This window comes from Microbacterium imperiale (assembly GCF_017876655.1).
Lineage (GTDB): Bacteria > Actinomycetota > Actinomycetes > Actinomycetales > Microbacteriaceae > Microbacterium > Microbacterium imperiale.
Genome location: NZ_JAGIOK010000001.1, coordinates 2,105,153 through 2,131,779 on the forward strand (window position 1 = coordinate 2,105,153; position 26,627 = coordinate 2,131,779).

Consider the following 26,627-nt stretch of genomic DNA (forward strand, 5'->3'; position numbering starts at 1 on the left):
CGCCCGGTGCGATGACCGACGCCCCGGGGGGGAGCCGAGACCGATGAAGTCGACCGCCTGGCTTCGAGCGCGTCCGCGCACCCTGGTCTCGGCCGGGATCGTCACGATCGCCGCGCTGACGATCGGCACGCTGGCCGTCGCCTACGAGGGCGAGCCGACGACCGAGGTCGACCTGCACGACGGCGGCGTCTGGGTCACGAAGCAGTCGAGCCTGCTGGTGGGCCACTACAACAACGAGTCGCGCGTGCTCGACGGCAGCCTGCGCACCACGGCCGCCGAGTACGACGTCCTGCAGTCGGGCGCGCGGGTGATCGTCGTGGACGCCGACGGCTCGGCCATGTCGGCGGTCGACCCCGCCAAGGTCGTGCTCTCGGGCACCGCCGAGGTGCAGCCGGGTGCGCAGATCGCGCTCGGCTCCGACACCGTCTCGGTGCTCGATTCCGCGGGCGACCTGCGCACCGTGCAGTTCGCGGGCGTGAACGGCTTCAGTTTCGAGGGCAACGAGCCCATCGCCGAGCTCGGCGAGAACGCCACGGCCACCGTCGGCACCGACGGCACGATCTATGCCGCGTCGGCCGAGGGCGCCTCGCTGTACGCATACGCGCCCATCGGTGACGGCACGGTCGCGCAGACCGCCGAGCGCCGTCTCGACGGCATCCAGGCGGAGCACTCCCTGTCTCTCACGTCGTTGGGGCGCACGCCGTACGTGCTCGACGAGGAGACCTCGGTCCTGTACGGCGGCGACGGTTCGCAGACGACGCTGCCGGCCGATGCCGTGCTGCAGCAGCCTTCGAACGGCGCCGACGCCCTGACCGTCAGCACGCCGAACGCGCTGCTGCGCGTCGGCCCGGGCGGAGACATCGTCACCGTCGAGGCCGGTGCCGAGGGGACGGCGGCCGAGCCGGTCTCGGTCGGCGGCTGCTCCTACGGTGCGTGGTCGGGCTCGGGCATGTTCGTTCGCGACTGCGCCGACGACGCCGACGACGTCGTGCAGCCGATCGAGGGCATCGACCCGGCGGCGCGGCTCGAGTTCCGGGTCAACCGCGACGTGGTCGTGCTCAACGACGTGTTCGGCGGCGCCGCGTGGCTCGCGAGCGAGAACATGCAGCGCGTCGACAACTGGACCGACATCACCCCGCCCGAGGGCACGGGCGACGAGGAGCAGGAGACGACGGAGGAGACCGTCGAGACCGCCCTGCCCGAGCGCACCGACGAGAACACCCCGCCGATCGCCGTCGACGACTCGTTCGGCGTCCGTCCGGGTCGCACGACCGTGCTGCCGGTGCTCTTCAACGACACGGATGCCGACGGCGACGTGCTCGTCGCCGAGGCGAACAACGATCCGGCCTTCGGCGAGATCTCGCAGATCCAGAACGGCGGGGCGCTGCAGATCGCCGTCCCCGAGGACGCCTCCGGGACGACCTCGTTCTCCTACACCGCGAGCGACGGCCGCGGCGGCGAGGCCTCGGCGACGGTGAGCCTGACCGTCCGCGACGACGACGAGAACTCGCCACCGGTCCAGCAGCGCGTCACTCCCGTCACCGTCGAAGCCGGCGGCACGACCTCGTACAACGTGCTGACCGAGTGGATCGACCCGGACGGCGACGACATCTTCCTGAAGTCGGTCCAGGCCGATGGCGGGGACGAGGCGGACTTCACCTCGGACGGTCAGGTGACCTACCGCGCCATCGGTGCGGTCCAGGGGCGCAAGGACGTGCCGATCGTCGTGTCGGACGGCACCGATGACGGCGCCGGTGTGCTGCGCATCGACGTCCGCCCGCCCGGAACGACGCTGCCCGTCACCAACGCCGACCACGTCGTGACCCGCGTCGGTCAGGCCGTGACGGTCTCGCCCCTCGCCAACGACACCAGTGCCGGCCGCGAGCCGCTGCGCCTGACCCGCGTCGACGAGGTCGAGGGCGCGACGATCCAGCCCGACTTCACGGAGCAGACGTTCTCGTTCACGTCGGACGCCGTCAACACCTACTACGTCGACTACCTCGTCTCGGCCGGTCCGAACAGCGTGCCCGGGCTCGTCCGCGTCGACGTCCTGCCCGCCGCCGACACGAGCCTGCCGCCCGTCGCCGTCCGCGACGTGGCGCTGCTGCCGACCGGCGGCGATGTGCTCGTGAACGTCCTCGGCAACGACACCGACCCCGCCGGCGGCATCCTCGTCGTCCAGTCGGTGACCTCCGAACCGGGCAGCGGCGTGAACGCGGCCGTCCTCGGACACGAGACCGTCCGCATCACCGACCAGGGATCGCTCACGCAGCAGACCCGCGTGTCGTACACGATCTCGAACGGCGAGCAGTCGGCGACCGGTGAGATCGTCGTCATCCCGATCCCGGCCCCCGATCGGCTACGGCCTCCCGTGGTGGCGAACGACACGGCCGTGGTTCGGGTGGGGGATGTCGTGACGATCGACGTCCTCGCGAACGACTCGCACCCCAACGGCGACACCCTGCACGTCGCCCCCGACCTCGTGCCGCCGCTGATCGACGAGGCCGACGGCCAGGTCTTCGTGTCGGAGGACAAGCTGCGATTCCGGGCGGGCGCCGAGGCGAAGACGGTCAACGCCACGTACGAGGCCGTCGACAGCTCGGGTCAGCGCGCCGGCGCGTACGTCACGATCCAGATCCTGCCGCGTCAGGACGACGCGAACGCGGCGCCGCGTCCGCGCGACCTGACCGCTCGCACCCTGAGCGGATCGAAGGTCACCATCCCGGTGCCGCTTGACGGCATCGACGAGGACGGCGACTCGGTCGAGCTCATCGGCATCGCCAGCTCACCGGGCAAGGGGCGGATCGTCGAGACCGGCTCGAACACGTTCGTCTACGAGGCGTTCGACACCAGTGTCGGGTCGGACTCGTTCACCTACCGCGTCCGCGATCGCCTGGGCAAGGAGGGCACCGCCCGGATCCAGGTGGGCATCGCGCCGCCCGAGGCGACCAACCAGGCGCCCTACGCCGTGAAGGACTCGGTCGTCATGCGTCCGGGGCGCCAGGTGGCGCTCTCGGTGCTCGAGAACGACTCCGACCCCGACGGCGACCAGTTCGGGTTCGCGGCGGACGCCCTCGAGGTGCCCGACGTCGAGGCGCTCGACGCCGAGGTCTCGGGCGAGCAGATCATCATCACGGCTCCCGACCAGCCGATGAACACCAGCATCCAGTACACGATCGAGGATGCCCGGGGCCTGACCGCCACCGCGCCGGTGCAGATCACGATCGAGGAAGACGTGCCGCTGCAGCGGCCCATCGCCCGCGACGACCGCGTGCGGGCCGAGGACGTGGACGAGAACGGCGTGGCCGAGGTCGCCGTGCTCGACAACGACGACGACCCCGACGGCACTCGCGCTGCGCTCGACGTCACGCTCGGCGAGGGCGGCGAGAACGCGACCCTGCGCGCGAACGGCACGGTGTCGGTGCAGCTGACCGAAGAGCGCCAGCTCATCACCTACTTCATCACCGACGAGGACGGCCTGACCGCCGCGGCGTTCATCCACGTCCCCTCGCTGAGCGAGCTGCCCCCGAGCCTCATCTCGACCGAGGCGCTCGTCGTGCAGAGCGGCGAGACCGTCGAGCTTCCGCTCACCGAATACGTCAAGGCGTCCGGTGGACGCGACGTCGTGGTGACGGAGGCCGAGAAGGTCACGGCGGCCCACTCGGACGGCGCATCGCTCGTGAAGGACGAGCGCACGCTCGTCTACACGTCGGCGGCCGACTACTTCGGGCAGGACGCGCTCACCTTCGAAGTCACCGACGGCTCCGGCCCCGACGACCCCGAGGGCCGCAAGGCGACGCTGATGATCCCCATCACGGTGACCCCGCCCGACAACCGTCCGCCGACGATGATCGGCGCCGAGATGCAGGTCGCTCAGGGTGAGGATGCCCAGACCCTCGACCTCGCGGCGCTCGCCACCGACCCCGATCCCGACGACGCCGACGCGCTGCGCTTCGCCCTCGTGGGCTCCGCGCCCGACGGCCTGACCGCGGGGGTGGACGGCTCGGTGCTGTCGGTCTCGGCCGACTCCGACCTCGCCAAGGGAACGACCCTGCCCGTCCGGGTCAGCGTCACGGACGGTGAGACCGAGCCCGTCGAGGCCACGATCGCGGTGACCGTCACCGCCTCGTCGCGGCCGCTCGCGACGGCGAACGACGACGTCATCGACCAGGCCGACCAGGGCGCGACCGTCTCGGTGCCGGTGCTCGACAACGACGTCAATCCCTTCCCCGGCGAGCCCCTGACCGTCGTCGGCGCGTTCACCGAGACCGCGGGAGCAAACGCCGTCGTCGCGGGCGACCGTGTCCAGGTCACCAGTCGCGACGACTTCGTCGGAACGCTCGTGGTGCGGTACCGGATCGCGGATGCCACCGGCGACCCCGACCGCGAGGTGGAAGGCCACATCCGCATCACGGTGCAGGGCCGCCCCGACGCTCCGGGCAAGCCGACGGTGACGAGCGTCGAGAGCCGGACGGTCGTCATGTCGTGGTCGCCGCCGATCGACAACGGCGCGTCCATCACCGGTTACAGCGTGCGTTCCACCTCGGGCGGTTACACCAAGGAGTGCCGCTCGACCACCTGCACGCTCGACGGCCTCACCAACAACGTCGAGTACAACTTCGTCGTCACCGCGACCAACCGCGTCGGCGAGTCCGACCCGTCGCTGCCGTCCGAGACCGCGCGGCCCGACCAGCGGCCCGAGACGCCGAACCCGCCGAACCTGGCGTTCGGCGACCGCAGCCTCGACGTCTCGTGGACGGTGCCCCGCACCGAGGGCTCGCCCGTCGAGAGCTACAGCCTGCAGATCTCGCCTGCGCCGCCCTCGGGCGTCGCCGAGAAGACCGGCGTGACCGGTACCTCGATCACGTGGGACGGGTTGCAGAACGGCATCTCGTACCAGGTGCGCGTCCGCGCTCACAACCGGGCGCCCGAGCCGTCGAGCTGGAGCGTGTGGTCGCAGTCGATGGTGCCCGCCGGCCGTCCCGATGCTCCGGCCGCACCGACGACGCAGCGCATCGACTCGGTCGGAGCGCGCTCGCAGATGCAGGTCAACTGGGCCAAGCCCGCCGACAACGGCGACGCGATCGCCGGCTACCAGCTGCAGGTGCGCCGCGGCGGCGCCGTCGTCAACACCATCGACGTGCCGGCCGGGCAGACCAGCCAGGCCGTGACGGTCGACACCTCGACCACCGACTACACGTTCATCGTGCGCGCGCAGAACAAGGCGGGTTGGGGCGACTGGAGCGGGGCCTCGGCGCCACGCCGCGCCTTCACCCCGCCGGGTGCTCCGACCGGCGTGTCGGCCGCGGAAGGCGACAACCGCGTCACCGTGTCGTGGACAGCAGGCTCCCTCAACGGCGCCAACCCCGGCGAGGTGGCGTACCAGTACTCCGTCAACAACGGCGGCTGGCGCTCGGACTGGGTCTCGGGCGGTAACGGCGGGTCGGGCACGATCGGCAACGGTCAGGTCAACAACAACGGCACCTACTCGGTGCGGGTGCGTGCCGTCGCGACGGCCGACGGCTCACGCTACGAGGGTGAACCCTCGGGGGCGTCGAACCAGGTCGCGCCGTACGGCCAGATCGGCAACCCCAGCGCCAACGCGACGCGCGACGGCAACCGGGTGACGCTGTCGTGGAGTTCGCCGGCGCGTAACGGCCGCGACATCACGACCGAGATCCGCATCAACGGCGGTGGCTGGCAGAGCGTCGAGGCGCGCGGTTCGAACACGCGCGACGTCGGCTACAGCAGCACGCAGACGATCGAGGTCCGCACGAGCGCAGCGGGCAGCAACACGACCTCGGCATCGGCGTCCATCCGCACGCCCGACGAGCCGCCCCCGCCGAAGCCGCGCGCGTATCTGACCAAGGGGTCGCCGGTCGGCGGCTGCGTCAACGGGTGCTACTACTTCGTCATCAACACCGAGAACTTCCCGGCGGGCAGCTACCAGATCGACTGCATGAGGAACGGCAGCGCCTTCAACGACTACAAGGGTCCCTTCCGCCTCGAGGCGAACGGCTCCACGCAGATCACCTGCCACCTGGGTGCCGACGGCTACGACGCCTGGGCGCAGATCCGGGGCTGGGGCGACACCGAGCACACGCGCTGGTAGCGCCGCGACGGCGGGCACCGAGGCATCCCAACCATCACGAGGAACGAGATCGAATGAGCATGACACCCGAGCAGGCAGCGTGGTTCCGCGACACCTTCGCGCGCCTGATCGACAACGTCGACGCGGCCCTGCTCGGCAAGCGCGAGGTCGTGGCGCTCGTGCTGTCGGCGATGCTCGCCGAGGGGCATGTGCTGCTCGAGGACGCTCCGGGAACGGGCAAGACCAGCCTCGCGAAGGCGATCGCGGCGAGCGTCCAGGGCACCTCGAGCCGCATCCAGTTCACCCCCGACCTGCTGCCCTCCGACGTCACGGGTGTGACGATCTACGACCAGCAGAACAAGCGCTTCGAGTTCCACCGCGGGCCCGTGTTCGCGTCGATCGTGCTCGCCGACGAGATCAACCGCGCCTCGCCGAAGACCCAGTCCGCGCTGCTGGAGGTCATGGAGGAGTCGCGCGTGACCGTCGACGGTGTGCCCCACGAGGTGGGTCGGCCGTTCCTCGTCATCGCGACACAGAACCCCATCGAGCAGGCGGGCACCTACAAGCTGCCCGAGGCGCAGCTCGACCGGTTCATGATCAAGACCTCGATCGGATACCCCACGCTGGCGGTGTCCGAGCGCATCCTCGTCGGCGCTGTCGACCGCAACCCGTCGGCGAGCCTCAAGCCCGTGATCACGACGCGCGCCGTCGGCGAGATGGCCGACCTCGCCGCTACCGTGCACATCGATCCCGTCGTCGCCCGCTACGCCGCGCAGCTGGTCGAAGCAACGCGCGAGGCGTCGGCGACGCGACTGGGTGTCTCGGTGCGCGGCGCGATCGCGATGATCCGCATCGCCAAGGTGTACGCGGCCGCCCAAGGGCGCCACTACGTCGTCCCCGACGACATCAAGCTCCTCGCGGTGCCGGTCTGGGCCCACCGCCTGGTGCTCGACCCCGAGGCGGAGTTCACCGGCACGACGGCCGAGACGATCATGAACAACGCCCTCGCGGATGTCGAGGCGCCGCTCGCGCGGGCGGACGCTTGATGGCCACACCCCCGGCTGCTCCGACCCCGGCGCGCCGCGCCCACCGGGGCCGGCGTGACGGCGTCGACGGGAGCGGCGGTGAGGTCGAGACGGGAACGGTCGGCTCGACCACGCGCGACGCCGACGCGACGGTCCGCGTCGGGGTGACGACGCCGGCAGCGGACGCCGCGCCGGTCAACGCCGAGACGCCCTCGCGGCTCGTGCTGCTGCGCGAGCGCCTCGAGGCGTGGTGGGCGATCGCGCGGCGTCGCATCGACGCCGTCACGCGGACGATCCGGCCGCTCGGCTGGGTGATGCTGACGGCGACGGTGCTGCTGTGGGTCGTCGCGGTGAGCTTCGGGTGGCAGGAGATGATCATCGCCGCTGTCATCCTGACCGCGATCATCGTGATCAGCGTGCCCTTCCTCTTCGGCGGGACCGCGTATGACGTCGACCTCGATCTCACCCGCACGCACGTCGTGGTCGGCGAGCGCGCGATCGGCGGGCTGACCCTCGTCAACGGCACCGCGCGGTCGATCCTGCCCTCGCGGGTCGTGCTGCCGGTCGGATCCGGCCGGGGCGAGTTCGATGTGCCGCGGCTCGCGCCGCAGGCCATGCACGAGGAGCTCTTCGCTATCCCCACGACCGCCCGCGGCGTCCTCGCCGTCGGACCGGTCAGCGTGCTGCGCGGCGACCCGCTCGGCCTGTTCGAGCGCAGCAGCGACCGGCGTCAGGCGGTCGATCTCTACGTGCACCCGCGGACCACGCCACTGGAGGGCTTGTCGCTCGGTCGGCTGCGCGACCTCGAAGGCCTGCCATCGTCTCAGCTGGCACGCGACGACGTGTCGTTCCACGCCCTGCGCGAGTATCAGCCCGGCGACGACCTGCGCCACGTGCACTGGAAGTCGACGGCGCGTGTCGGCGACCTCATGATGCGTCAGTACGAGGAGACCCGCCGGTCGCACTTCGTGCTCGGGCTGTCGACGTACGCCGGCGATTACAGCGACCCCGACGAGTTCGAGCTCGCCATCTCGGCGGCGGGCTCGATCGGCCTGCGTGCACTCCGCGACTCGCGCATGCTCGAGGCGCGGACGCAGCGGGGTCCGCTGCGAACGCAGGGCCCGCGTCGCCTGCTCGACAACCTCTCGGCCCTCGAGCACTCTCGCCAGCGCGACGGCGGCATCGTCGCCCTCGCCGGCACGATCGCCGCCAACTCCCACGACGTCGCGATCGTCGTCCTCTTCTGCGGCTCGGGGGTCGACTCCGCCGAGCTCAAGCTCGCGTGCTCGCGCCTGCCGCAGGGCGTGCGCGCCCTGGCCGTCGTCGCCGACTCCGCCGTCGAGTCGCCGCTCCTGCGCCGCGTCGGCGACGCCGACGTCGTCTCGATCAGCGCGCTCGACCAGCTGCCGCCCGCCATCCGGAAGGTGCTCTCGTGATGTCGCCCACCGCGCGGCGTCTCGTGCTCGACCTCGTCGCCGTCGTCCTCCTGCTCGCGGTACCGGTGCTCGGGTTCGGGCCCAGCTTCGACGGCGCCGCCTACCTGCTCGCCGGCTTCGGCGCGATCGCGCTCGGTGTCGGGATCGCGTGGGTCTGCGCGTGGCGCCGCTGGGGCGTGCTGCCCGCGGCGGGACTGACCGTCGCGGCGTACTTCCTCTTCGGCGGCGCGCTGGCGCTGCCGCACACCGCGCTCTTCGGCGTCATCCCGACACTCGACACGTGGACGCAGCTCGCACTCGGCGCCGTGCAGTCGTGGAAGAACCTGCTGACGACCGTCGCGCCCGTCTCTCCCGGCGACGGCCATCTCATCGTGCCGTTCCTGCTCACGCTCATCGCCGCCGTGCTGACCGCCTCGCTCGCGCTGCGGCTGCGCCAGGCGGCGTGGGCGCTGATCCCGGTCACCGCCTTCCTCATCGGGCAGATCCTGCTGGGGATGACCGAACCGGCGGTGCCGCTGCTGCAGGGCATCGTGTTCGCCGTCGTCGCCGCGGTCTGGCTCGCGCTGCGCCAGGCATGGGACCCCCACCGTGCGGCGGTCCGCATCGAGGCGACGGCCGTCTCGGATGCCGCGACCGTGCGCCACTCCCGCATCCGCCGCCTCGTGTCGGGAGCCGCCGTCGTGGCGGTCGCCGTCGGCGTCGGCGTCGCGACGGCCGCGGTGGCGAGCCCGCCCACGACGCGTTACGTGCTGCGCGACGTCGTCATCCCGCCGTTCGACGTCAAGCAGTACGCCAGCCCTCTCCAGGCCTTCCGCGGACTCGTCCGCGATGACGCCGAGACTCCGCTGTTCACCGTCGAGGGCCTGCCCGAGGACGGCCGCATCCGTCTCGCCACGATGGACGCCTACAACGGCATGGTCGTCAACGTCTCGGACGAGGGGGCCGGCTCATCGAGCTCGTTCACGCCGCTGCGCTCGAACATGTCGCCCGACGCCGAGGGCACGCGGGCGCAGCTGCGGTTCGAGATCGACGAGCTGGGCGGCGTCTGGCTGCCGGATGCCGGTGCGGTGCGCGCCATCGAGTTCGCGGGCGACCGCGCCGACGAGCTGCGCCGCACCGCCCACTACAACGACGCCACCGGGACGGCGGCCGTGACGGCGGGCCTCAGCCCGGGCGTCAGCTACACCGTCGACACCGTGTTCCCCTTCGTGCCGAGCGACGAGGCGCTCGCCGACGCGGAGTTCGCCCCCGTGAAGATGCCCAAGCAGGACGGCATCCCCGAGGGCCTGTCGCAGATCGCCACCGACGCCGTCGGCGACGCGGACACCCCGATCAAGCAGGCGCGGGCGCTGCAGACCTGGCTGTCGACCGACGGCTATTTCAGCCACGGACTCGAGGACGACCCCTATTCGCCGTCCGGTCACGGTGCGGCCCGCATCACGAGCTTCTTCGGCGGCGACGAGATCATCGGCGACGACGAGCAGTACGCCGTCGCGATGGCGCTGCTGTCATCGCAGCTGGGCATCCCCGCCCGGGTGGTCATGGGGTGGCACCCGGACGAGGGCGAGGCCGGCGGCGAGTTCGTCGCCACGGGCGACAACGTCCACGCGTGGGTCGAGGTCGCGTTCGACGGCTTCGGCTGGGTGCCGTTCGACCCGACGCCCGACGAGGACAACGAGCCGAACGAGCAGACGACGACGCCGCGCGCCAACCCCAAGCCGCAGGTGCTGCAGCCGCCGCCGCCCGCGCAGGAGCCGGCCGAGCTGCCGCCGGCGATCGCGAACGACCGCGACCAGGAAGAAGAGGACGATCCCGGGTTCGACTGGATCGGCGCCATCCTGGTCCCGGCGGGCATCGGCATCGGCATCCTGGCCGTGCTGTTCGCGCCCTTCGTCATCATGGGGGCGATCAAGACCGCCCGCCGAGCGAAGCGCCGCAATGCCGAGCGCCGGGCCGACCGCATCTCGGGCGGGTGGGACGAACTGGTCGACCGCGCGGTCGACCTCAACGCCCCCGTCGCCGCCGGGGCGACTCGGACCGAGAGTGCCGCTGTCGTCGCGACGTCGATGGCCCGACCCGAGGTGACCGATCTCGCCGACTCGGCGGACGCACGGGTCTTCGGTCCCGGCGAGCCGACCGACGCCGACGTCGAGGCGTTCTGGAACGAGGTCGACGCTATCGTCGTGGGAATGAGCGGTCAGGTGTCGGTGTGGCGGCGCCTGCGCGCCCGGCTGAGCCTGCGCTCGCTCCGCCGGCGCCGGCCCCCACGAGGCGGTGCCGCATGACCGCGATGATCTTCGACACCGAGCCGCTCGCCGGCGTGCCAGAGATCCGCTCGGGCGTGCGGGCGCTGCTGACGTGGGACGACGGCCGGCGGACGGCCGTGTACGCGCGGACCGTCTTCGGGCGCGACCCCTCGCGGGCCGCGGGCGCCGACGCCGTCGTGCTGCGCGACGAGACGCTGACGCTGTCGCGGACGCATTTCGAACTGGTTCCGTTGTCACCCGCGGGCCTCGCGGTGATCGACCGCGCGTCGACGAACGGCATCCGGGTCGTGCGCGCCGACGGCGCCGTGCCGGTGGTGCCGGGCCAGCAGACGGTGCTGCGCACCGGCGACCGACTGGAGCTCGGCGACCGGTGGCTCACCGTCGAGGTCGTGCGGTGACGGGGGCGGCGGTGCAGATCGGTCACGGAGCGGCGACACACGCGGGACTGCGCGGTCGGGCCAACGAGGACGCATACCTGGCCGCAGCGCCGGTGTTCGTGGTCGCGGACGGCATGGGCGGCCACGAGGCGGGGGCGCGGGCGAGCGCGGCGGTCATCGCCGAATTCCGCGGGTTCGTCGGCGCCGCGAGCGTGTCGAACGCCGACGTCCGTGGCGCCATCGCCCGAGCCCGCGGCGTCGTCGACGCACTCGCGTCGGGGCAGCGCGCCGCCGGCACGACCCTCACCGGCGTCGTGCTGACACGCGTCGGCGACGCCGGTTACTGGCTCGCGCTCAACATCGGCGACTCGCGCACGTATCGGTGGGCGCGCGGCCGGCTCGAGCAGATCAGCATCGACCACTCCGTCGTGCAGGAGCTGGTGGATTCGGGACGGATGGATGCCGTCACCGCGGCCCGTCACGCGCGGCGCAACGAGATCACGCGGGCCATCGGCGCCGGCAGCACCGGCGAGGCGGACTTCTGGATGCTGCCCGCTGAGAACGGCGACCGCATCCTCGTGTGCTCGGACGGATTGTCGACCGAGCTCGATGACGAGCGCATCGCGCGCATCCTCGCCGAGGAGCACGACCCGCAGAAGGCCGCCACCCGCCTCGTCCACGAAGCGCTGCTGGCCGGCGGGCGCGACAACGTCACCGTCATCGTGGTGGATGCCGCCGGCGAGGACGACGGAGACGCCTACGACACGGTGCCGGCGGGCGGTCGCTCGAGCGACGCCGACATCGATACCCGACCGCGTGCGGTCGCAGGGGGGAGAGCCTGATGGCCGAGGTCCGGTACGTTCCTGCGACGGGGGCGGAGCCCTGGCGCGTGGCGTCGGCGCCCGGTGCCGTCGTCGCCCTGCCCGCGAACGTGTCGATCCCGACGATCGACGCCGTCTGGCGTCGGCTGGGCGAGCGCGGTATCGGCGCGGTGATCGAGGCCCTCACCGGCGCGTTCGGCACCTCGCTCGCGGCGATCCCGGACTTCGTGCTCGCGATCGTCGAGGGCGAGGGGCTTCGCGTCGCCGTGCGCGGTCCGGTCGAGCTGGTCGTCGAGACCGAGACCGGCCCGGTGTCGGTGTCGGGCGCGGGCGTCTCGACCTGGGCTGAACGCCACCTTCCCGCCGTGCAGCGCGCCTCGGCGATGTTCGTCGGCGCGGCGGACGAGACCGCGTCGCTGCCGCTCGTGGACGGGGTCGTCCCTGCCGACGCGGTGAGCATCGACGTGACCGGTGCCCGCGCCGGCGTCCGCGCGCCCGTCGCGGCGGTGGCACCCGAGCCCGCGGTCGAGCCGGAGCCGGAGTCAGAGCCCGAGCCCGAGTCGGAGCCTGGGCTGGCGCCGGATCCCGAGCCCGCGCCCGAGCCCGAGCCGGCCGTCGAGGCGGCGGCATCCGAGGATCAGGTCATGATCTGGGGCGAGACCATCGTGCGGCCGACGTCCGCTCCCGTGATCGAGCCGCCCGACGAGGCGACGCTGGTCTCGGGCAACACGGCCGTCGTCGGCGACCACGACGGCGAGACCATCGCCGTCGCCGACATCCGCGGCGCGCGACGCGGCGACGCCGCCGTCTACGAGTCGACCGAGATCGTGCCGGCGCGGCGCATCGCCCGCGGGCGGATCCGGATCTCGGACGGCCAGGTGGTCGAGCTCGACAACACCGTGATCGTGGGTCGGCGACCGCGCTCGTCGCGCTCGACCGGGGACACCCTGCCCACCCTCGTGGCGGTGGAAAGCCCCGAGCAGGACATCTCACGCAACCACGTCGAGATCCGCGCCGAAGGCGAGCACGTGCTGGTCGTCGACCTCGACACGACGAACGGCTCCGTGCTCATGCGCGGCGGGAACGACCCGGTGCGCCTGCACCCGAACGAGCCCACCATGGTGGTCACGGGCGACGTGCTCGACATCGGCGACGGCGTGACGATCGCCTTCGAGGATCTGCCGTGAGCTCGAAGCGGCCTCCCGCGCCGCCGCCGCAGCTGCCCGGCTTCACCTACCTCGAGCTGCTGGGATCGGGCGGATTCGCCGACGTCTACCTGTACGAGCAGCACCTGCCCCGTCGCAAGGTCGCCGTCAAGGTGCTGCTGCCCGAGCGGATGGCGGGCGGATCGGTCGAGCAGTTCACCGCCGAGGCGAACGTCATGGCGATGCTCTCGACGCATCCCGCGATCGTCACGATCTACCAGGCGGGTCTCGCCGACGACCAGCGACCCTACCTGGTCATGGAGAACTGCCCGCGTCCGAACCTGCAGGTGCGCTACCGCGCCGCGGCGTTCTCGGTCGCCGAGGCGCTGCGCGTGGGCATCCAGGTGGCCGCCGCCGTCGAGACGGCCCACCGCGCCGGCATCCTGCATCGCGACATCAAGCCGGCCAACATCCTCGTCACCGAGTACAACCGTCCGGCGCTGACCGACTTCGGCATCGCGACGACCACCGACGGCGGGGACGAGACGGCGGCCATGTCGATCCCGTGGTCACCGCCCGAAGCCTTCGGCGACCAGCCCGACTCGGGGGTGCGGTCGGACGTGTACGCGCTCGGCGCCACGATCTACACGCTGCTCGCCGGCCGCTCGCCGTTCGAAGAGCCGGGCGGGCGCAACACCGCCGCCGACCTGATCCACCGCATCGAGACGATGCCGGCCGCCCCGCTCGAGCGCGCCGACGTGCCGGCGTCGCTGCAGCAGGCGCTCGCGCGCGCACTGGCGAAGAGCCCGTCGGCTCGCTTCGACAGTGCCGTCTCGTTCGCGCGGGCGCTGCAGCGCGTGCAGATCGAGCTCGCGCACTCCGTGACGCCGATCGACATCCTCGACGACTCGCCCGAAGCCGAGGACGAGGAGGACACCGACGGCGAGCTCACCCGCGTCCGAGGGATCGTCAGCATCGAACCGACGACGGCCCCTCCCGCCGGGTCCACCCGCCGCAAGGATCGCACGGATGCCGTTTCGCCGTTCGCCCCGTCCGCGGCCGCGGCTGCGCCGGCCGCGCCGACCGAGGCGGACCACACCGTGCTACGGCCGTCGGCGGGGGAGCGCGACGCCACCGTGCGCCGACCGCGGACGCTCGACGCGGCACCCGAGCAGACGGTGCAGCGACGACAGCCCGCCGCGCCGTCGTCGGCCCCCGCGGGCGCCGATTCCGACGTGGCGGCCGTGCCGCCCGGCGGAGCATCCACGGGCGGCACCGAGCCCGAGCAGCGGCCCCGGTCGCGGTCGTGGCTGTGGATCAGTCTCGGCGCGGTCGCGGCGGCGCTCGTCGTCGCGGTGGTCGTGGTCGCGAGTATGCTGCAGCCGCCCGCGACGGCAGAGCCCGAGGACTCCCCGGCACCCACGAGCGCACCGCAAGACCCGCTCGCCGGTTTCGTGCCGCGCGTCGGAGACCTCGCGGGCGCGGCATCCGGTGATCAGGTCACGTTCACGTGGACGAACCCCGATCCCGTCGAGGGCGACACCTACCTCTGGTACCCCGTGACGCTCGACGGTGCGGGAGCGCCGCAGCGCGTCGACACCGCGACCGTGGCCGTTCCCGCCGACCCGTCGGGGCGCACGTGCATCGAGGTGCAGCTGGTGCGCTCGAACGGCGGGGCGGGCGACGCCGTCCGCGGCTGCACGCCCTGACTCCGCGGGCGCTCAGTCGTCGCCGCGCCTCTCCTTATCGCGCTTGCGGGCCTCCTCCTCGGCCTTCCGCTGCTCCTCGTCGCGCTTCTTGGCCTCTTCCTCGGCCTTCTTCTCGGCTTCTTCGGCGGCTTTCGCCGCGTCCTTCGCGGCTTCCTCCGCCGCCTTCGCCGCTTCTTCGGCGGCCTTTCGCTCCGCCTCCGACACGCCCGGGCCCCCGCCCCTGTCGGTCGCGTCCTCGACCGGCGGGGCGGGGGCCTCGTCGACGGGCTCCTCGACGACGGTCGCCGGCTGAGGGGTCTCGACGGGCGCGGGCTCGGGTGCTGGGGACTGCTCCGTGTCGGCGGGGGTCGTGGGAGGCGCCTCGGGGCCGGCCGTGCCGGCCAGCCACGCTCCCGTGACCGCCGTCGCCGCGAGGGCGGCCGCGGCCAACCCGCCGATCAGCCCGACGCGGCGACGGGAGCGCCGCCGCTCGTCGTCCTCGTCCATCCGCACCGTCGTCGCCGCGCCTGCCCCGCCTGCGGCCAGGCCGCCGGCCGCTCCGGCGGCAGCCACGGCACCCGCAGCCGGCAGCACCCGGGTCTGCGTCGCGGTGGGGGCGGATGCTGCCGCGACCGCCGCGGGGATCGGTGGCAGTGCGGGCGTCGCCGGTCGGCGGGCGAGATCGGATGCCGCGGTGAACACCTCGGCGGCGCTCGGCCGGTCCTCCGGCTGCATCGCGGTCATCCGGGTCAGCAGCGCCACCCAGTCCGCGCCGAGCGCGTCGGGGATCTCGGGGGCGACCGACAGGCGGGCGAGCGCCTCGCCGAAGCCCTCGGCGTGGGGGAAGGCCCGCCCACCGGTGAGCGACTCGAGCAGCACCAGGCCGAGCGCGTAGATATCGGCGGGCGGCGCGGGCGGGGCGTTGGTCAGCTGCTCGGGGGCGAGGTACGCCGCCGTGCCGATCACCGTCCCGGGTTGCGTCAGGCGCGCCGCATCCACGAGGACCGAGATGCCGAAGTCGGCGAGCTTCGCCCCCGACCGGCTGCCGGGGAGCGATGTCTGCGACAGCAGCACGTTCGAGGGCTTGATGTCGCGGTGCACGATGCCCGCCCCGTGCACGACGTGCAGCGCCTCGGCCAGGTCGGCGGCGAGGACGGCGACGTCGGCGGGCGGAAGCGGCCCGGCCGCGATCCGGGTGGCGAGGGTCGGGCCGTCGACGAACTCCATGACGAGATACTCGGCCCGGCCGGGCGAGAGCTGCGCGTCGTAGAGCGTGACGAGCGCGGGATGGTTCAGCGAGGCGAGCACGGTCATCTCGCTGCGTGCGCGGCTGGAGGTCGCCCCCTCCATCTCGGGACGGAGGAGCTTGATCGCGACGGTGCGGCCCAGCAGGACGTCCTCGGCGCGGTACACCCGCGCCATCCCGCCCTGGCCGACGCATTCGCCCAGCCGGTAGCGCCCATCGAGCATCGCCTCCGTGGCGGGAGGGTCGTTCGTGACCATGGCGTCCTCCTGAGAACGCGTCCTCGGGACGGACGCGAACACATCCCACGGTAGGGATCGGCTCGTGCGCGGACAGGGTCTTGACACCCGAGCCGCGAGTCGACGGGGGAGCGGGTCAGCCCCGGCGCGAGCCGAGCACCTTCACGATGACCGACCGTCGCCGCAGCTCGGCGATCGTGCGGGTCTCCTCGTCGGCGTCGCGGCCGAGGGCGTGGACGTCCGACACGACGACGACATCGCCGGCGGTGAGGTGGCCGAACAGCCGCGACAGCCGCTCCTGCCAGCTCTCGCCGGTCTCGGGGGCGGGGTGGCGGAAGCCCTCGATCGGAACACCGAACTGCGCGAGCGCATCGCGCTGCGCCACGATGCTCGGCATGTCGTCGCGCGAGACGACGAGGCCGACGAGGCGGGCGCCCGCGGGGCGGGCGGCCCACCATTCCGGGCTCGGCTGCAGCGCGGCGAAGCTGTCGGGCAGCTCGTCGGTGGCCGCGTCGGGCAGGGCGATCGTGCGCGTCTCGGCGTAGTCGGCCGCGGGGCGCGTCGTGCGGTCGTCGTCGGTCGGGATGCTCACCCTCCCATTGTCGCCGACACGAGAACGGTTTTCACCATGTCGTCGCGTCAGAGATCGTTCCGGCGCATCTCGAGGCTCACCTGCTGAGCATCGAGCCGCCGCTGCGACTCCCGCAGCACCTCGGACGAGAACGCGCCCTCACTCGCGAGCTCGAGCAGTCGCGCGCGCATCGTCGCGATGACGAGCAGCTGCAGCTCGCGGGCCTGGGTGCCGGCATCCTCGTCCGCCGCCTGCTCGAGCCGCCGCCGCGCGATGGCGAGCGTCCGGTCGTCCCACGTGCCGCCGTGCTCGAGTGCGAGCGTGGGATCGGCGAGCCGCTCGACGGCAGCCGAGCGCAGGGCGTCGTCGAGTGCCTCGCGCTCTTCGTGCAGCAGCGTCGTGTCGTCCGCCGTGCTCGGGATGCGCAGCAGCCGGACGAGGCCCGGAAGCGTCAGGCCCTGCAGCAGCAGACTGATCACCGCGACGAGGAAGGCGGTGAGGATGAGCAGCTCGCGGTCGGGGGTGTCGCGGGGAAGCGTCTGGGCGGCGGCGAGGGTGACGACCCCGCGCATGCCGGCCCACACGATGATCGTGCCGTGCTTCCATCCGAGCGGGGAGGCCTCGTAGTAGTCCAGATCGTGGAAGGCGCGGGTGAGCCGGTTGCGCATGCTCTGCAGCCGACGACGCGCGGCGCCGGGCTGTCCGCCGCGCCCGCCGAAGTCCGCCGGAACGGCGTCGAGACGGTCGGCGATGAGCTCGAGGCGCTCGCGCTGGCGGGTGCGCGCGCGTCGCCCCTGCACGAAGATGAGCGCCGCGACGTAGGCGGCGCGGATGACCAGCAGGATCGCGAGCGAGGCCAGCGCGAGCAGCACGGCTGTGCCGGGACCGTTCTGCTGCTCGGTGTTGTCGTCGAGGATGCCGCGCAGCTCGAGCCCCATGATGAGGAAGACACCGCCCTCGAGCATGAGCTCGACGGTGCGCCAGTTGATCTCATCCGACACCCGCAGCTCCGCCGTGAAGCGGCGCGCCGCTCCTTGGCCCGTCGTGATTCCCGCGGCAACGGCGGCCACCAGTCCCGACCCCCCGAGGTGCTCGGTGGGCAGGTAGGCGACGAAGGGCACTACGAAGCCGAGCGCGGTCGCGGCGACGGTGTTCATGCGCGCGCGGATGCTCAGATTGAGCAACCCCACGACGACACCGACGGCGACGGCCGCGACGATGCCCCACACGAACGTCCCGACGGTGTCGGCGAACGCGAAGCCTCCGGCGACCGCAGCGATCGCGCTGCGCAGCAGCACGAGCGCCGTCGCGTCGTTGATGAGGCTCTCGCCCTCAAGGATCGTGACGACGCGCGGCGAGATGCCCAGGCGTTTGACGATGGACGTGGCGACCGCGTCGCTCGGGCTGAGCACCGCTCCGAGCGCGACGGCGAGGGGGAACCCGACCTGCGGCAGCACGAGGGTGATGAACCCGCCGATCGCGAGGGCGCTGATGACGACCAGCGCGACGGCGAGCCCCGAGATCGAGGGGAGGTCGCGGCGGAACTCGACCGCCGGAAGACGGACCGCGGCGGCATAGAGCAAGGGCGGCAGCACGCCGACGAGGATGAGCTCCGGATCGACCTCGAACGGCCCGAGGACCGGCAGCCACGATGCCGCGAGTCCGACCGCGACGAGGATGAGCGGCCCCGCGACGCCGAGCTTCTGCGACAGCGACGTCGAGAACGCGATCACGACGACGCCGAGGATCAGTCCGGTGAGCAGCTCCATCGCGGCCCCGCCTCAGAGGATGCCGAGGGCCCGCACGGCATCGCGCTCGTCGACGAGCTCGGCGACCGAGGCGTCCAGTCGCGATCGTCCGCGGTCGTCGAGCTCGAGGCCGGGGACGACCCGGTATCCCGAGCCGTCGCTCGTGACCGGGAACGAGCACACCAGTCCCTCGGGCACGCCGTACTCGCCGCGCGAGACCACGGCGGCGGAGGTGCGGCGTCCGCCCGTGCCACGGACGTCGTCGCGCACGTGGCGCAGTGCGGCGTTGGCGGCCGAGGCGGCCGACGACGCTCCACGCACCGCGATGATCTCGGCGCCGCGCTTGGCGACGCGAGGCACGAACTCCTCGTCGAGCCAGGTGCGCGCGGCATCCGCTCCGCCGAGGCGCTCGGCCAGCACCTCGCCGGCGGGGCGGCCGCCGACGGTCGCGGCGGCGATGTCGGGGAACTGGGTCGCGGAGTGGTTGCCCCAGATCGTCACGCCCTCGATCTCGGTCACCGGCACGTCCAGGCGCGCGGCCAGCTGGGCGACAGCCCGCTCGTGGTCGAGCCGGGTCAGTGCGCTGAAGCGCTCGGCCGGCACGCCCTCCGCGGCCGAGGCGGCGATGAGCGCGTTCGTGTTGGCGGGGTTTCCCACCACGAGCACCCGGACATCGGATGCCGCAGCCGCGGCGATCGCGGTGCCCTGCGGGCCGAAGATGCCCGCGTTGGCGGCGAGCAGGTCACCGCGCTCCATGCCGGCCGTCCGCGGCCGGGCGCCCACGAGCATCGCGATGTTGGCTCCCGCGAAGCCCGTGCGGGCATCGTCGGTGACCTCGACCGACCGCAGCAGCGGGAAGGCGCCGTCCTGCAGTTCGAGCGCCGTGCCCTCGGCGGCGCGCACGCCGGCGGGGATCTCGAGCAGCCGGAGGTGGACGGGGCGGTCGGGGCCGAGCATCTCGCCGGCGGCGATGCGGAACAGCAGCGCATAACCGATCTGACCGGCGGCGCCCGTGACGGTGACGGTGGTGGCGTCCATGTGCCGAGCCTATTCCCGTCGTTCATCCGGCCGTTCGCACGAAGGCGTTACATTCGGTCGGAACTCGTCTCCCTCGACGCGCAAGGACGGCCATGACGATCTCCCGCCCCGAACTCAGCGTGCTGGCGCGCATCCGCTCGTCCGCGTCGCTGCTCGGTCCGAGCGAGGCGAAGGTCGCCGCGCTCATCGTCGAACGCGCCGATGAGGTCGTCGAATGGTCGACGGCGGAACTGGCGCAGGCCGCGGGCACGTCGACGGCGACGGTCATCCGCGCGTGCCAGAGTCTGGGCTTCCGCGGTTTCCAGCACCTGCGCCTCGAGCTGGCACGCTCCGCGCCGATGAAGGCACGCGACGGCGACGACGTCGCCTCGGGCGCCTTCGACGACGCCGTCGAAGCCGTGCGGCTCGCGCAGGAGAGCGTCAGCCCCGCGAGCGTCGCCGCTGCGGTCGAGCTGCTGCGGGGCGCGCGGCGGGTCGTGCTCGTGAGCAACGGCTTCTCGGGACCGCCATTGCAGGACTTCGCGATGCGCCTGAGCACTCTCGGGCGGGCGGTCGAGGCTCCGATCGACCCGCTGGCGCAGCAGTTCGCCGTCGCCTCACTCGGCGAGGACGACCTGTGCTTCGCCCTCAGCTACTCGGGGGCCAACGTGCAGACCCTCCGCGCCGCGGCGGCCGCCCGCGATCGCGGCACTCCGGTCGCCGCCGTGACGAGCTTCGCCCGGTCGCCGCTCGGCCGGATCGCCGGGGTGGTCGTCGCGACGGGGCCGGCCGCGGCCGCCCATGACGTCGATCCCTTCCTCGCGCGCATCGGGCACACGGTCGTGCTCCACGCGCTGCACTCGGGTCTCGCCGACGGCACCACGCCGACGGATGCCGCGGGCATGCGTCACGTCGTCGCGGACGCCATCGCCGAGGAGGAGTAGCCCCCAGCGTTCACTTTCCGGTCAGCCGCGCGTCACCGCCGTGCCAGCATCCGGTGACGTCGGGCGACTGTAATCGCGTTCCGTGAGAGATGTAACGCACGTAACGCAGGCTGGTCGCGATGCTCGCGATTGACATCGAGGGACTGTTCAACGTCCGTGCGACACGCGCCCGGGCTCCGTGGCTCGTCCGCTCCGGCGCGCCCGAGGCCCTGACCGACGCCGGCGCCGCCGCCCTGGCCGAGCTGGGCGTCTCGGTCATCCTCGACCTGCGCGAACCGTCGGAGCACGGGCCCGTGCGCCACGGCATCCCGGTCCGCTCGGTACCCCTCTACGGCGCCGAGCCGCCGGCGACGGGCGGGCTCGAGGCCATCTACGAGCAGCTGCTGCGCGAGCGCGGCGACGCCCTCGCGCGCGCCGTCGGCGTGGTGGCCGAAGCCGACGGTGCAGCCCTGGTGCACTGCACCGCGGGCAAGGACCGCACCGGCCTCGTCGTGGCGCTCGCGCGCCGCGCCGCCGGCGCGACGGCGGACGAGGTCGTCGCCGACTACGTCCTGTCGGCGCCGCACGTGCGCCCCGTGCGGGCTGAGCACGCCGAGCACATCGCCCGAGCCCTGCCGGGCGAGGAGCGCGCCGGGATCCTGCGCCTGCATCTCGAGAGCCCGCCCGAGGCGATCGCGCACGCCCTGTCGGTCATCGACGAGCTCGGCGGCGCCGAGCGGTACCTCCGCGCGCACGGCCTGCGCGCCGACCAGGTGGCGGCGCTGCGCCGCAAGAACAGCGGTGCGGCATGAGCCGCGCGACCGGCCGGCTGACGGTGCTGCACCTGAGCGACGTCCACGCGACGGTCGACGGCCGTCTCTACGACGCGGTCGACGGCATCGAGCGCCTGCGCATGGTGGGCGCGTACGTGCGCGACGCCGGGATCACCCCCGAGGCCATCGTCGTGACCGGCGACCTCGTGCAGCGCGGCCACGCCGCGGCCTACCCCGCCCTGCGCGACGCGCTCGCGCGGCTGGCCGATATCACCGGCGTTCCCGTCCTGACGGCGCTCGGCAACCACGACGAGCCCGACGCCGCGCGCATCCTGAGCGGCCACGCGGAGTCGCACCACCGCGTCGAGCTCGTCGACGAGCTGCGCTTCGTGCTGCTCGACAGCTCGAGCGGCGAGCTGGGCGACCCGCAGCGCGCGTGGCTCGGGGACGTCCTGCGCTCGCCGCACGGTGCCGGAACCGTCATCGGGCTGCACCATGCCCCGCTCGGCTCGCCGCTTCCCACGCTGGCGCGCGCGGGCCTCCGCGACGCCGACGCCTTCCTCGACACGATCGCCGGCAGCGACGTGCGCGCCGTGCTGGCCGGGCACTTCCACCATCCGCTGTCGGCGACGCTGCGCGGCATCCCGATCTCGGTGGGTCCGTCGCTGGCGTACCACCAGGTCATGGACGCCGGACCCGACCGCGTCAGCGGACACGACCTCGCGATGTTCTCGCTCGTGCATCTGCTGCCCGAGGGCATCACCGTCACCAACGTCGGCCTCGACTCTCCCGCCCCGATCTTCTCCTCCCTCCTCACCCGATGACACCCGATAGGAACCCCATGTCCCGCATGCGCTCCACCGTCCCCCTCGCCCTCCTCGGCGTCGCCGCGATCGCCCTGGCCGGCTGCTCGTCGAGCACGAGCCCGGCCGCCACCGCCGAGCCCGCCGCCGGCGCCCTCGAGCCCGCGACGATCACGCTGTACACGTCCGAGCCGCAGGAGAAGGCCGACGAGCTCGTCGCCGCCTTCAACGAGATCCACCCCGAGATCACCGTCGAGGTGTTCCGCGCCGGCACCGGCGACCTGACCACGCGCGTCGCGACCGAGCGCGAATCGGGCGGCATCCAGGCGGACGTGTTCCTGGCCGCCGACGCCGGCACCTTCGAGGGCTACGCGGCCGAGGGGCTGCTGCTGGAGTACACCCCGGCCGACGTCGAGGCGCTGAACGCCGACGTCGTCGACGCCGAGGGCTTCTACACCGGCACCCGCATCATCCCGACCGTCATCGCCTACAACACCGGCATCATCACCGAGGCGCCCGAGTCGTGGCAGGAACTGACCGACGCCGCCTACGCCGACCAGATCGTCATGCCCAACCCCGACGTCTCGGGCGCGGCCGCGTACAACGCCGCGGTCTGGCTCGACGACGAGCAGCTGGGCGAGGAGTGGATGACGGCGCTCGCCGAGAACCGCCCCGTGATCGCCGACAGCAACGGGCCCGTGTCGCAGGCGGTCGCGACCGGGGCGCAGCCGGTGGGCATCGTGGTCGACTACCTCGTGCGCGAGCTCGCCGAGCAGGGCTCGCCCATCGCGGTGTCGTACCCGAGCGAGGGCGTGCCCTACGTGTCGCAGCCCGTCGGCATCTTCGCCGACACCGAGCAGGCCGAGGCCGCCCAGGCGTTCGTCGACTTCCTCGTCAGCGAGGAGGGTCAGAAGCTGGCCGTCGAGCAGTCCTACCTGCCGGTGCGCTCGGACGTCGGAACGCCCGAGGGCGCGCCGTCGATGGACGAGATCACGATCCTCTCGCCCGACCTCGAAACCATCCGCAGCACGCAGGATGCCGCGGTCGAGACCTTCCGGTCGCTCTTCCTTCGATGACCTCGACCCCACTCCTCCCCGCGGGCTCGGCGATCCGAGCCCGCGGGGCGGTCCGTCGGCGGACCGACGGCGTCGACGCGCTGGTCGTCGCGCTCTGGCTCGCCTGCGGCGGGCTCATCCTGCTGCCGATCGGCGCTCTGCTCGTGCTGGCGGGCCGCGGCGATCAGCTGGGGGTGCTGCTGCACGGCGACGTGCTGCAGGCCGGCGCGAACAGCCTGTTCTCGGCGACGGTCTCGGCGCTCGCGGCCGTCGTCATCGGCACGACCTTCGCGGTGCTGCTGGACCGCACCGACCTGCCCGGGCGAACGGTGCTGCGACTGCTCGCGCTGAGCCCGCTGCTCATGCCGCCGTTCGTCGGCGCCATCGCCTGGCTCGGGATCGCCGGCCCGACCAGTCCGCTGAACCTCTGGTGGCGCGGCACGTTCGGGGCCCCGCTGTGGTCGATCTACGGCGCCGACGGCGTCATCCTGCTGCTGACGATCCACAGCTATCCCATCGCGATGCTCATCGTCTCGGCCGCCCTGCGCCGCATCCCCACCGATCTCGAGCAGGCCGCCCGGATCAGCGGCGCGGGACCGGCCCGGGCGCTGACCTCGGTCACGGTGCCGCTGCTGCGGCCAGCGCTGGTGTCGTCGTTCGTGCTCATCGCCGTCGGGAACCTCGCCGACTTCGGCATCCCGTCGATCATCGGTCTGCCCGAGCGGTTCGTCACCCTTGCCACCCTCGTTTACCGCTACCTGCAGTCGGGCACCGTCGACGACCCGCTCGCGGTGGTCGCCACGATCGGCGTCGTCCTGCTGGTGCTCGCCCTGCTGGCGCTCGTCGCCGACGGGCTCTTGGCGCGCCGCGGGTGGGAGCTCGACTCGTCCAACGCGGTGCCCGAGCGCACACCGCTCGGGCACGCCCGCGTGGGGGTGGGCGCGATGATGTGGGCCGTCGTGCTGCTCATCACGGTGCTGCCGCTGCTCGCCCTCCTCACGCAGACGCTGCTGCGTGCGCCCGGGGTGCCGCTGACCTGGGAGAACCTCACCCTCGACCACCTCGTCCGGGCCGTCACCACGCCCAGCGCGCTCGCCGGCGCGGCGAACTCGACCATGCTCGCCTCGCTCGCCGCGGTGATCTGCGGGATCCTGGGCCTGGCCATCGGCGTCGTCGTCGCCCGAACGAGCGGCCGCGCACCGCGGGCGCTCGGCGCCGTGGCGATGGTGCCGCAGGCGATCCCCGGGATCGTCATCGCCGTCGCCTGGCTCATCCTGGCTCCCTCGCTCGGCCTGTTCAACACCCCGTGGCTGATCCTCGTCGCCTACGTCACCTCGTTCACCGCCCTCGTGGTGCAGGCCGTGGCGGCGCCGCTGTCGGCGACCCCGACGAGCGCGGAAGAGGCCGCGCGCGTGGCGGGCGCCGGACGCCTGCGAGCCCTCGTCGACATCTCCGCGCGCATGGCGACGCCCGCCGCGGTCGCCGGTGCGGTCATCGTCGCCGTGACCGCAGTGCGCGAGCTGACGCTGTCGGTGCTCCTGCTGTCGCCGGGGTCGCAGACGCTCGGCGTCGCGATCTTCAACTTCCAGCAGGCCGGGGCGTTCAGCACGGCATCCGCGTGGTCGCTCATCGTCGCCCTGGTCGGACTGGCCGTCATCGGCCTCGCGACCCGGCGCACCTCCTAAGCAGAAAGGCCGTCATGGCATCCGTCACCCTCGAGAACGTCTCGCTGCGCTACCGCAACGGCACGCTCGGCCTCGCCGACATCGACCTCGATATCGCAGACGGCGAGTTCATCGCCCTGGTCGGGCCCTCGGGCTCGGGCAAGACCACCCTGCTGCGCAGCGTCGCGGGATTCCTCACGCCCACCGCGGGGCGCATCCTCATCGGCGACCGTCAGCTCGCGGGCGGCTCGGTCTCGGTGCCGCCCGAGCAGCGCGAGCTCGGCATGGTCTTCCAGCAGCACGCGGTCTGGCCGCACTGGAACGTCGCGCGCAACGTCGAGTACCCGCTCCGACGTGCGCGCGTGTCGCGCCTCGAACGGCAGCGGCGCGTCGCCGAGGCACTCGAGCTGGTGGGGCTCGCGGGGTACGAGCGGCGCGACCCCGCGACCCTGTCGGGCGGACAGCGGCAGCGCGTCGCCCTCGCCCGGGCGCTCGTGGCCCGTCCCCGGGTGCTGCTGCTCGACGAAGCATTGTCGGCCCTCGACGAGCCGCTGCGCGATCGCCTGCGCCTCGAGCTGCACACCCTCACCCGTGAGCTCGGGCTCACCGTCATCCACGTGACGCACGACCGGTCCGAGGCGCTCGCGCTCGCCGACCGCGTCGCCGTCCTCGATGCCGGCCGCATCCGTCAGATCGCCGCACCGCAGACGTTGCTCGAGCGCCCCGCCAGCCCCTTCGTCGCGCGATTCCTCTCCGACGCGACGCTCGTCGACGGGCACGTCGCTGCGGGACGCTTCCGTGCGGCCGACCACCCGCTCGCCCTGCCGTGCGACCTGTCGCTGCCCGACGGCAGCGCCGCGACGGCGGCGATCCTGCCCGCCGCGGTGCGGATCGTCCCGGGAGATGACGCGGTCGTCCGCTCGACGCTGTTCACCCCCGAGGGCAGCGACGTCGTCGTCACCTGGCACGGCATGACGCTGCGCGTGCGCACCCACGGGATGCGCCCGCAGGTCGGCGATCGCGTCGCGGTCGAGGTCGGGCACGCCGTCGTCTATCCGCACGAGCCGGCGGTCGCCGCCGAGCTGCCCGTCGCGACGCCGGCATGACCCTCGCCCTCGTGCGGCACGGCCGCACCCCCTGGAACCTCGAGCGCCGGATGCAGGGGCGCTCCGACATCGCCCTCGACGACGTCGGCCGCAGCCAGGCGGATGCCGCCGGGCGCGTGCTCTCCGCGGCCGTCTGGACCCGCGTCGTCACGTCGCCGTTGCGCCGAGCGGCGGAGTCGGCCGACATCATCCGCATGCACCTGCCCGGCGCCGGCTGCGACGTCGAGCCCGACCTCGTCGAGCGGGACTACGGCGCCGCAGAGGGCCTCGCCGTGTCCGACGTGCGACAGCGATGGCCCGACGAGGACTATCCGGCGGCCGAGTCGCTCGCGCGAACGCAGGAGCGCGGCATCCGGGTCGTGCGTGCGCTCCACGATGCCGGCGGCAGCACCATCGTGGTCGCCCACGGCACGCTGCTGCGGTTGACGATCGAGGGGCTGACAGGGCACCGCTGCCCGCGGATCCTCAACGGCGAGGTCGTGCTGCTCGAGCAGGTGGGCGACCGTTTCCGTGCCCGGCGGCTGGTCGAGTGACCCCGCGGATACCACAGCGCGCCGATCGCGCACCGCGCGTGCGGCGTGCCGGCCGTGGCAGTACCGTGAAGCGCATGACCGCCCCCGATCCCGGAGCCGCAC

The 26,627-nt window shown here is 72.8% G+C and carries 19 protein-coding genes; 15 read left to right on the top strand and 4 right to left on the bottom strand.

Features of this window, described 5'->3' with window-relative positions; translation table 11 throughout:
- The first annotated feature begins 43 nt into the window (after positions 1–43).
- From JOF37_RS10345 to JOF37_RS10380, 8 genes are read left to right on the top strand one after another with little or no spacing between them, the layout of a single operon-like run.
- Positions 44–6,112 (top strand): Ig-like domain-containing protein, encoded by a 6,069-nt coding sequence (locus JOF37_RS10345; protein ID WP_210006738.1) that lies wholly within the window; start codon positions 44–46, stop codon positions 6,110–6,112.
- Positions 6,113–6,165: 53 nt separating this feature from the next.
- Positions 6,166–7,137: an AAA family ATPase gene (locus tag JOF37_RS10350; RefSeq protein ID WP_210006739.1), complete on the top strand. Its 972-nt coding sequence runs from the start codon at positions 6,166–6,168 to the stop codon at positions 7,135–7,137.
- Positions 7,137–8,552 carry a DUF58 domain-containing protein gene (locus tag JOF37_RS10355; protein ID WP_210006740.1) on the top strand — a complete coding sequence of 472 codons (1,416 nt, stop codon included), beginning with the start codon at positions 7,137–7,139 and terminating at the stop codon, positions 8,550–8,552. Before JOF37_RS10350 ends, JOF37_RS10355 begins: the two co-directional genes overlap by 1 nt.
- Positions 8,552–10,837, top strand: a complete 2,286-nt coding sequence (locus JOF37_RS10360) for a transglutaminase-like domain-containing protein (protein ID WP_210007768.1) — start codon at positions 8,552–8,554, stop codon at positions 10,835–10,837. Before JOF37_RS10355 ends, JOF37_RS10360 begins: the two co-directional genes overlap by 1 nt.
- Positions 10,834–11,217, top strand: coding sequence for an FHA domain-containing protein (locus JOF37_RS10365; RefSeq protein ID WP_210006741.1), 384 nt, complete (start codon positions 10,834–10,836; stop codon positions 11,215–11,217). The genes JOF37_RS10360 and JOF37_RS10365 overlap by 4 nt, the downstream gene beginning before the upstream one ends.
- An 11-nt stretch (positions 11,218–11,228) precedes the next feature.
- Positions 11,229–12,038, top strand: a complete 810-nt coding sequence (locus tag JOF37_RS10370; RefSeq protein ID WP_271175045.1) for a PP2C family protein-serine/threonine phosphatase — start codon at positions 11,229–11,231, stop codon at positions 12,036–12,038.
- Positions 12,038–13,204 carry an FHA domain-containing protein gene (locus tag JOF37_RS10375; RefSeq protein ID WP_210006742.1) on the top strand — a complete coding sequence of 389 codons (1,167 nt, stop codon included), beginning with the start codon at positions 12,038–12,040 and terminating at the stop codon, positions 13,202–13,204. The genes JOF37_RS10370 and JOF37_RS10375 overlap by 1 nt, the downstream gene beginning before the upstream one ends.
- Positions 13,201–14,871: a serine/threonine-protein kinase gene (locus JOF37_RS10380; RefSeq protein WP_210006743.1), complete on the top strand. Its 1,671-nt coding sequence runs from the start codon at positions 13,201–13,203 to the stop codon at positions 14,869–14,871. Before JOF37_RS10375 ends, JOF37_RS10380 begins: the two co-directional genes overlap by 4 nt.
- A gap of 12 nt (positions 14,872–14,883) precedes the next feature.
- On the opposite strand, the gene JOF37_RS10385 is transcribed toward JOF37_RS10380, so the two are convergent.
- The 4 genes from JOF37_RS10385 to JOF37_RS10400 all read right to left on the bottom strand — a co-directional run bounded on the left by JOF37_RS10385 (position 14,884) and on the right by JOF37_RS10400 (position 19,689).
- Positions 14,884–16,353, bottom strand: coding sequence for a serine/threonine-protein kinase (locus JOF37_RS10385; RefSeq protein ID WP_210006744.1), 1,470 nt, complete (start codon positions 16,351–16,353; stop codon positions 14,884–14,886).
- A gap of 115 nt (positions 16,354–16,468) precedes the next feature.
- The gene (locus JOF37_RS10390; protein WP_271175046.1) at positions 16,469–16,924 is read right to left on the bottom strand and encodes a recombinase family protein; all 456 of its coding nucleotides are present in this window, start codon (positions 16,922–16,924) and stop codon (positions 16,469–16,471) included.
- 47 nt (positions 16,925–16,971) lie between these two features.
- On the bottom strand, positions 16,972–18,672 hold the full coding sequence (locus tag JOF37_RS10395) for a cation:proton antiporter (protein WP_210006745.1): 1,701 nt from the start codon (positions 18,670–18,672) through the stop codon (positions 16,972–16,974).
- A 12-nt stretch (positions 18,673–18,684) separates the two neighbouring features.
- The gene (locus JOF37_RS10400) at positions 18,685–19,689 is read right to left on the bottom strand and encodes a malate dehydrogenase (protein ID WP_210006746.1); all 1,005 of its coding nucleotides are present in this window, start codon (positions 19,687–19,689) and stop codon (positions 18,685–18,687) included.
- 92 nt (positions 19,690–19,781) lie between these two features.
- Between JOF37_RS10400 and JOF37_RS10405 the strand changes: the two genes are divergently transcribed.
- The 7 genes from JOF37_RS10405 (at position 19,782) to JOF37_RS10435 (ending at position 26,525) form a co-directional block, all read left to right on the top strand.
- Entirely contained in the window at positions 19,782–20,612 is an 831-nt protein-coding gene (locus JOF37_RS10405; protein WP_210006747.1) for a MurR/RpiR family transcriptional regulator, read from the top strand.
- A 119-nt stretch (positions 20,613–20,731) separates the two neighbouring features.
- Positions 20,732–21,403 (top strand): tyrosine-protein phosphatase, encoded by a 672-nt coding sequence (locus JOF37_RS10410; protein WP_210006748.1) that lies wholly within the window; start codon positions 20,732–20,734, stop codon positions 21,401–21,403.
- Positions 21,400–22,188 (top strand): metallophosphoesterase family protein, encoded by a 789-nt coding sequence (locus JOF37_RS10415; protein ID WP_210006749.1) that lies wholly within the window; start codon positions 21,400–21,402, stop codon positions 22,186–22,188. The genes JOF37_RS10410 and JOF37_RS10415 overlap by 4 nt, the downstream gene beginning before the upstream one ends.
- 17 nt (positions 22,189–22,205) lie before the next feature.
- Complete coding sequence (locus tag JOF37_RS10420; protein WP_210006750.1) at positions 22,206–23,243, top strand: ABC transporter substrate-binding protein; 1,038 nt, start codon at positions 22,206–22,208, stop codon at positions 23,241–23,243.
- Positions 23,240–24,907, top strand: a complete 1,668-nt coding sequence (locus JOF37_RS10425; RefSeq protein WP_210006751.1) for an ABC transporter permease — start codon at positions 23,240–23,242, stop codon at positions 24,905–24,907. The genes JOF37_RS10420 and JOF37_RS10425 overlap by 4 nt, the downstream gene beginning before the upstream one ends.
- Before the next feature lie 14 nt (positions 24,908–24,921).
- Entirely contained in the window at positions 24,922–25,992 is a 1,071-nt protein-coding gene (locus JOF37_RS10430; RefSeq protein ID WP_210006752.1) for an ABC transporter ATP-binding protein, read from the top strand.
- A complete protein-coding gene (locus JOF37_RS10435) occupies positions 25,989–26,525 on the top strand; it encodes a histidine phosphatase family protein (protein ID WP_210006753.1) in 537 nt (178 codons plus the stop codon). The genes JOF37_RS10430 and JOF37_RS10435 overlap by 4 nt, the downstream gene beginning before the upstream one ends.
- Positions 26,526–26,627: the final 102 nt, after the last annotated feature.

Excerpts from the sequence above, each read along its gene's own strand:
- JOF37_RS10345 (WP_210006738.1), top strand. The coding sequence starts at position 44 with ATGAAGTCGACCGCCTGGCTTCGAGCGCGTCCGCGCACCCTGGTCTCG.
- JOF37_RS10350 (WP_210006739.1), top strand. The coding sequence starts at position 6,166 with ATGAGCATGACACCCGAGCAGGCAGCGTGGTTCCGCGACACCTTCGCG.
- JOF37_RS10355 (WP_210006740.1), top strand. The coding sequence starts at position 7,137 with ATGGCCACACCCCCGGCTGCTCCGACCCCGGCGCGCCGCGCCCACCGG.
- JOF37_RS10360 (WP_210007768.1), top strand. The coding sequence starts at position 8,552 with ATGTCGCCCACCGCGCGGCGTCTCGTGCTCGACCTCGTCGCCGTCGTC.
- JOF37_RS10365 (WP_210006741.1), top strand. The coding sequence starts at position 10,834 with ATGACCGCGATGATCTTCGACACCGAGCCGCTCGCCGGCGTGCCAGAG.
- JOF37_RS10375 (WP_210006742.1), top strand. The coding sequence starts at position 12,038 with ATGGCCGAGGTCCGGTACGTTCCTGCGACGGGGGCGGAGCCCTGGCGC.
- JOF37_RS10385 (WP_210006744.1), bottom strand. The coding sequence starts at position 16,353 with ATGGTCACGAACGACCCTCCCGCCACGGAGGCGATGCTCGATGGGCGC.
- JOF37_RS10395 (WP_210006745.1), bottom strand. The coding sequence starts at position 18,672 with ATGGAGCTGCTCACCGGACTGATCCTCGGCGTCGTCGTGATCGCGTTC.
- JOF37_RS10400 (WP_210006746.1), bottom strand. The coding sequence starts at position 19,689 with ATGGACGCCACCACCGTCACCGTCACGGGCGCCGCCGGTCAGATCGGT.
- JOF37_RS10405 (WP_210006747.1), top strand. The coding sequence starts at position 19,782 with ATGACGATCTCCCGCCCCGAACTCAGCGTGCTGGCGCGCATCCGCTCG.
- JOF37_RS10410 (WP_210006748.1), top strand. The coding sequence starts at position 20,732 with ATGCTCGCGATTGACATCGAGGGACTGTTCAACGTCCGTGCGACACGC.
- JOF37_RS10415 (WP_210006749.1), top strand. The coding sequence starts at position 21,400 with ATGAGCCGCGCGACCGGCCGGCTGACGGTGCTGCACCTGAGCGACGTC.
- JOF37_RS10420 (WP_210006750.1), top strand. The coding sequence starts at position 22,206 with ATGTCCCGCATGCGCTCCACCGTCCCCCTCGCCCTCCTCGGCGTCGCC.
- JOF37_RS10425 (WP_210006751.1), top strand. The coding sequence starts at position 23,240 with ATGACCTCGACCCCACTCCTCCCCGCGGGCTCGGCGATCCGAGCCCGC.
- JOF37_RS10430 (WP_210006752.1), top strand. The coding sequence starts at position 24,922 with ATGGCATCCGTCACCCTCGAGAACGTCTCGCTGCGCTACCGCAACGGC.
- JOF37_RS10435 (WP_210006753.1), top strand. The coding sequence starts at position 25,989 with ATGACCCTCGCCCTCGTGCGGCACGGCCGCACCCCCTGGAACCTCGAG.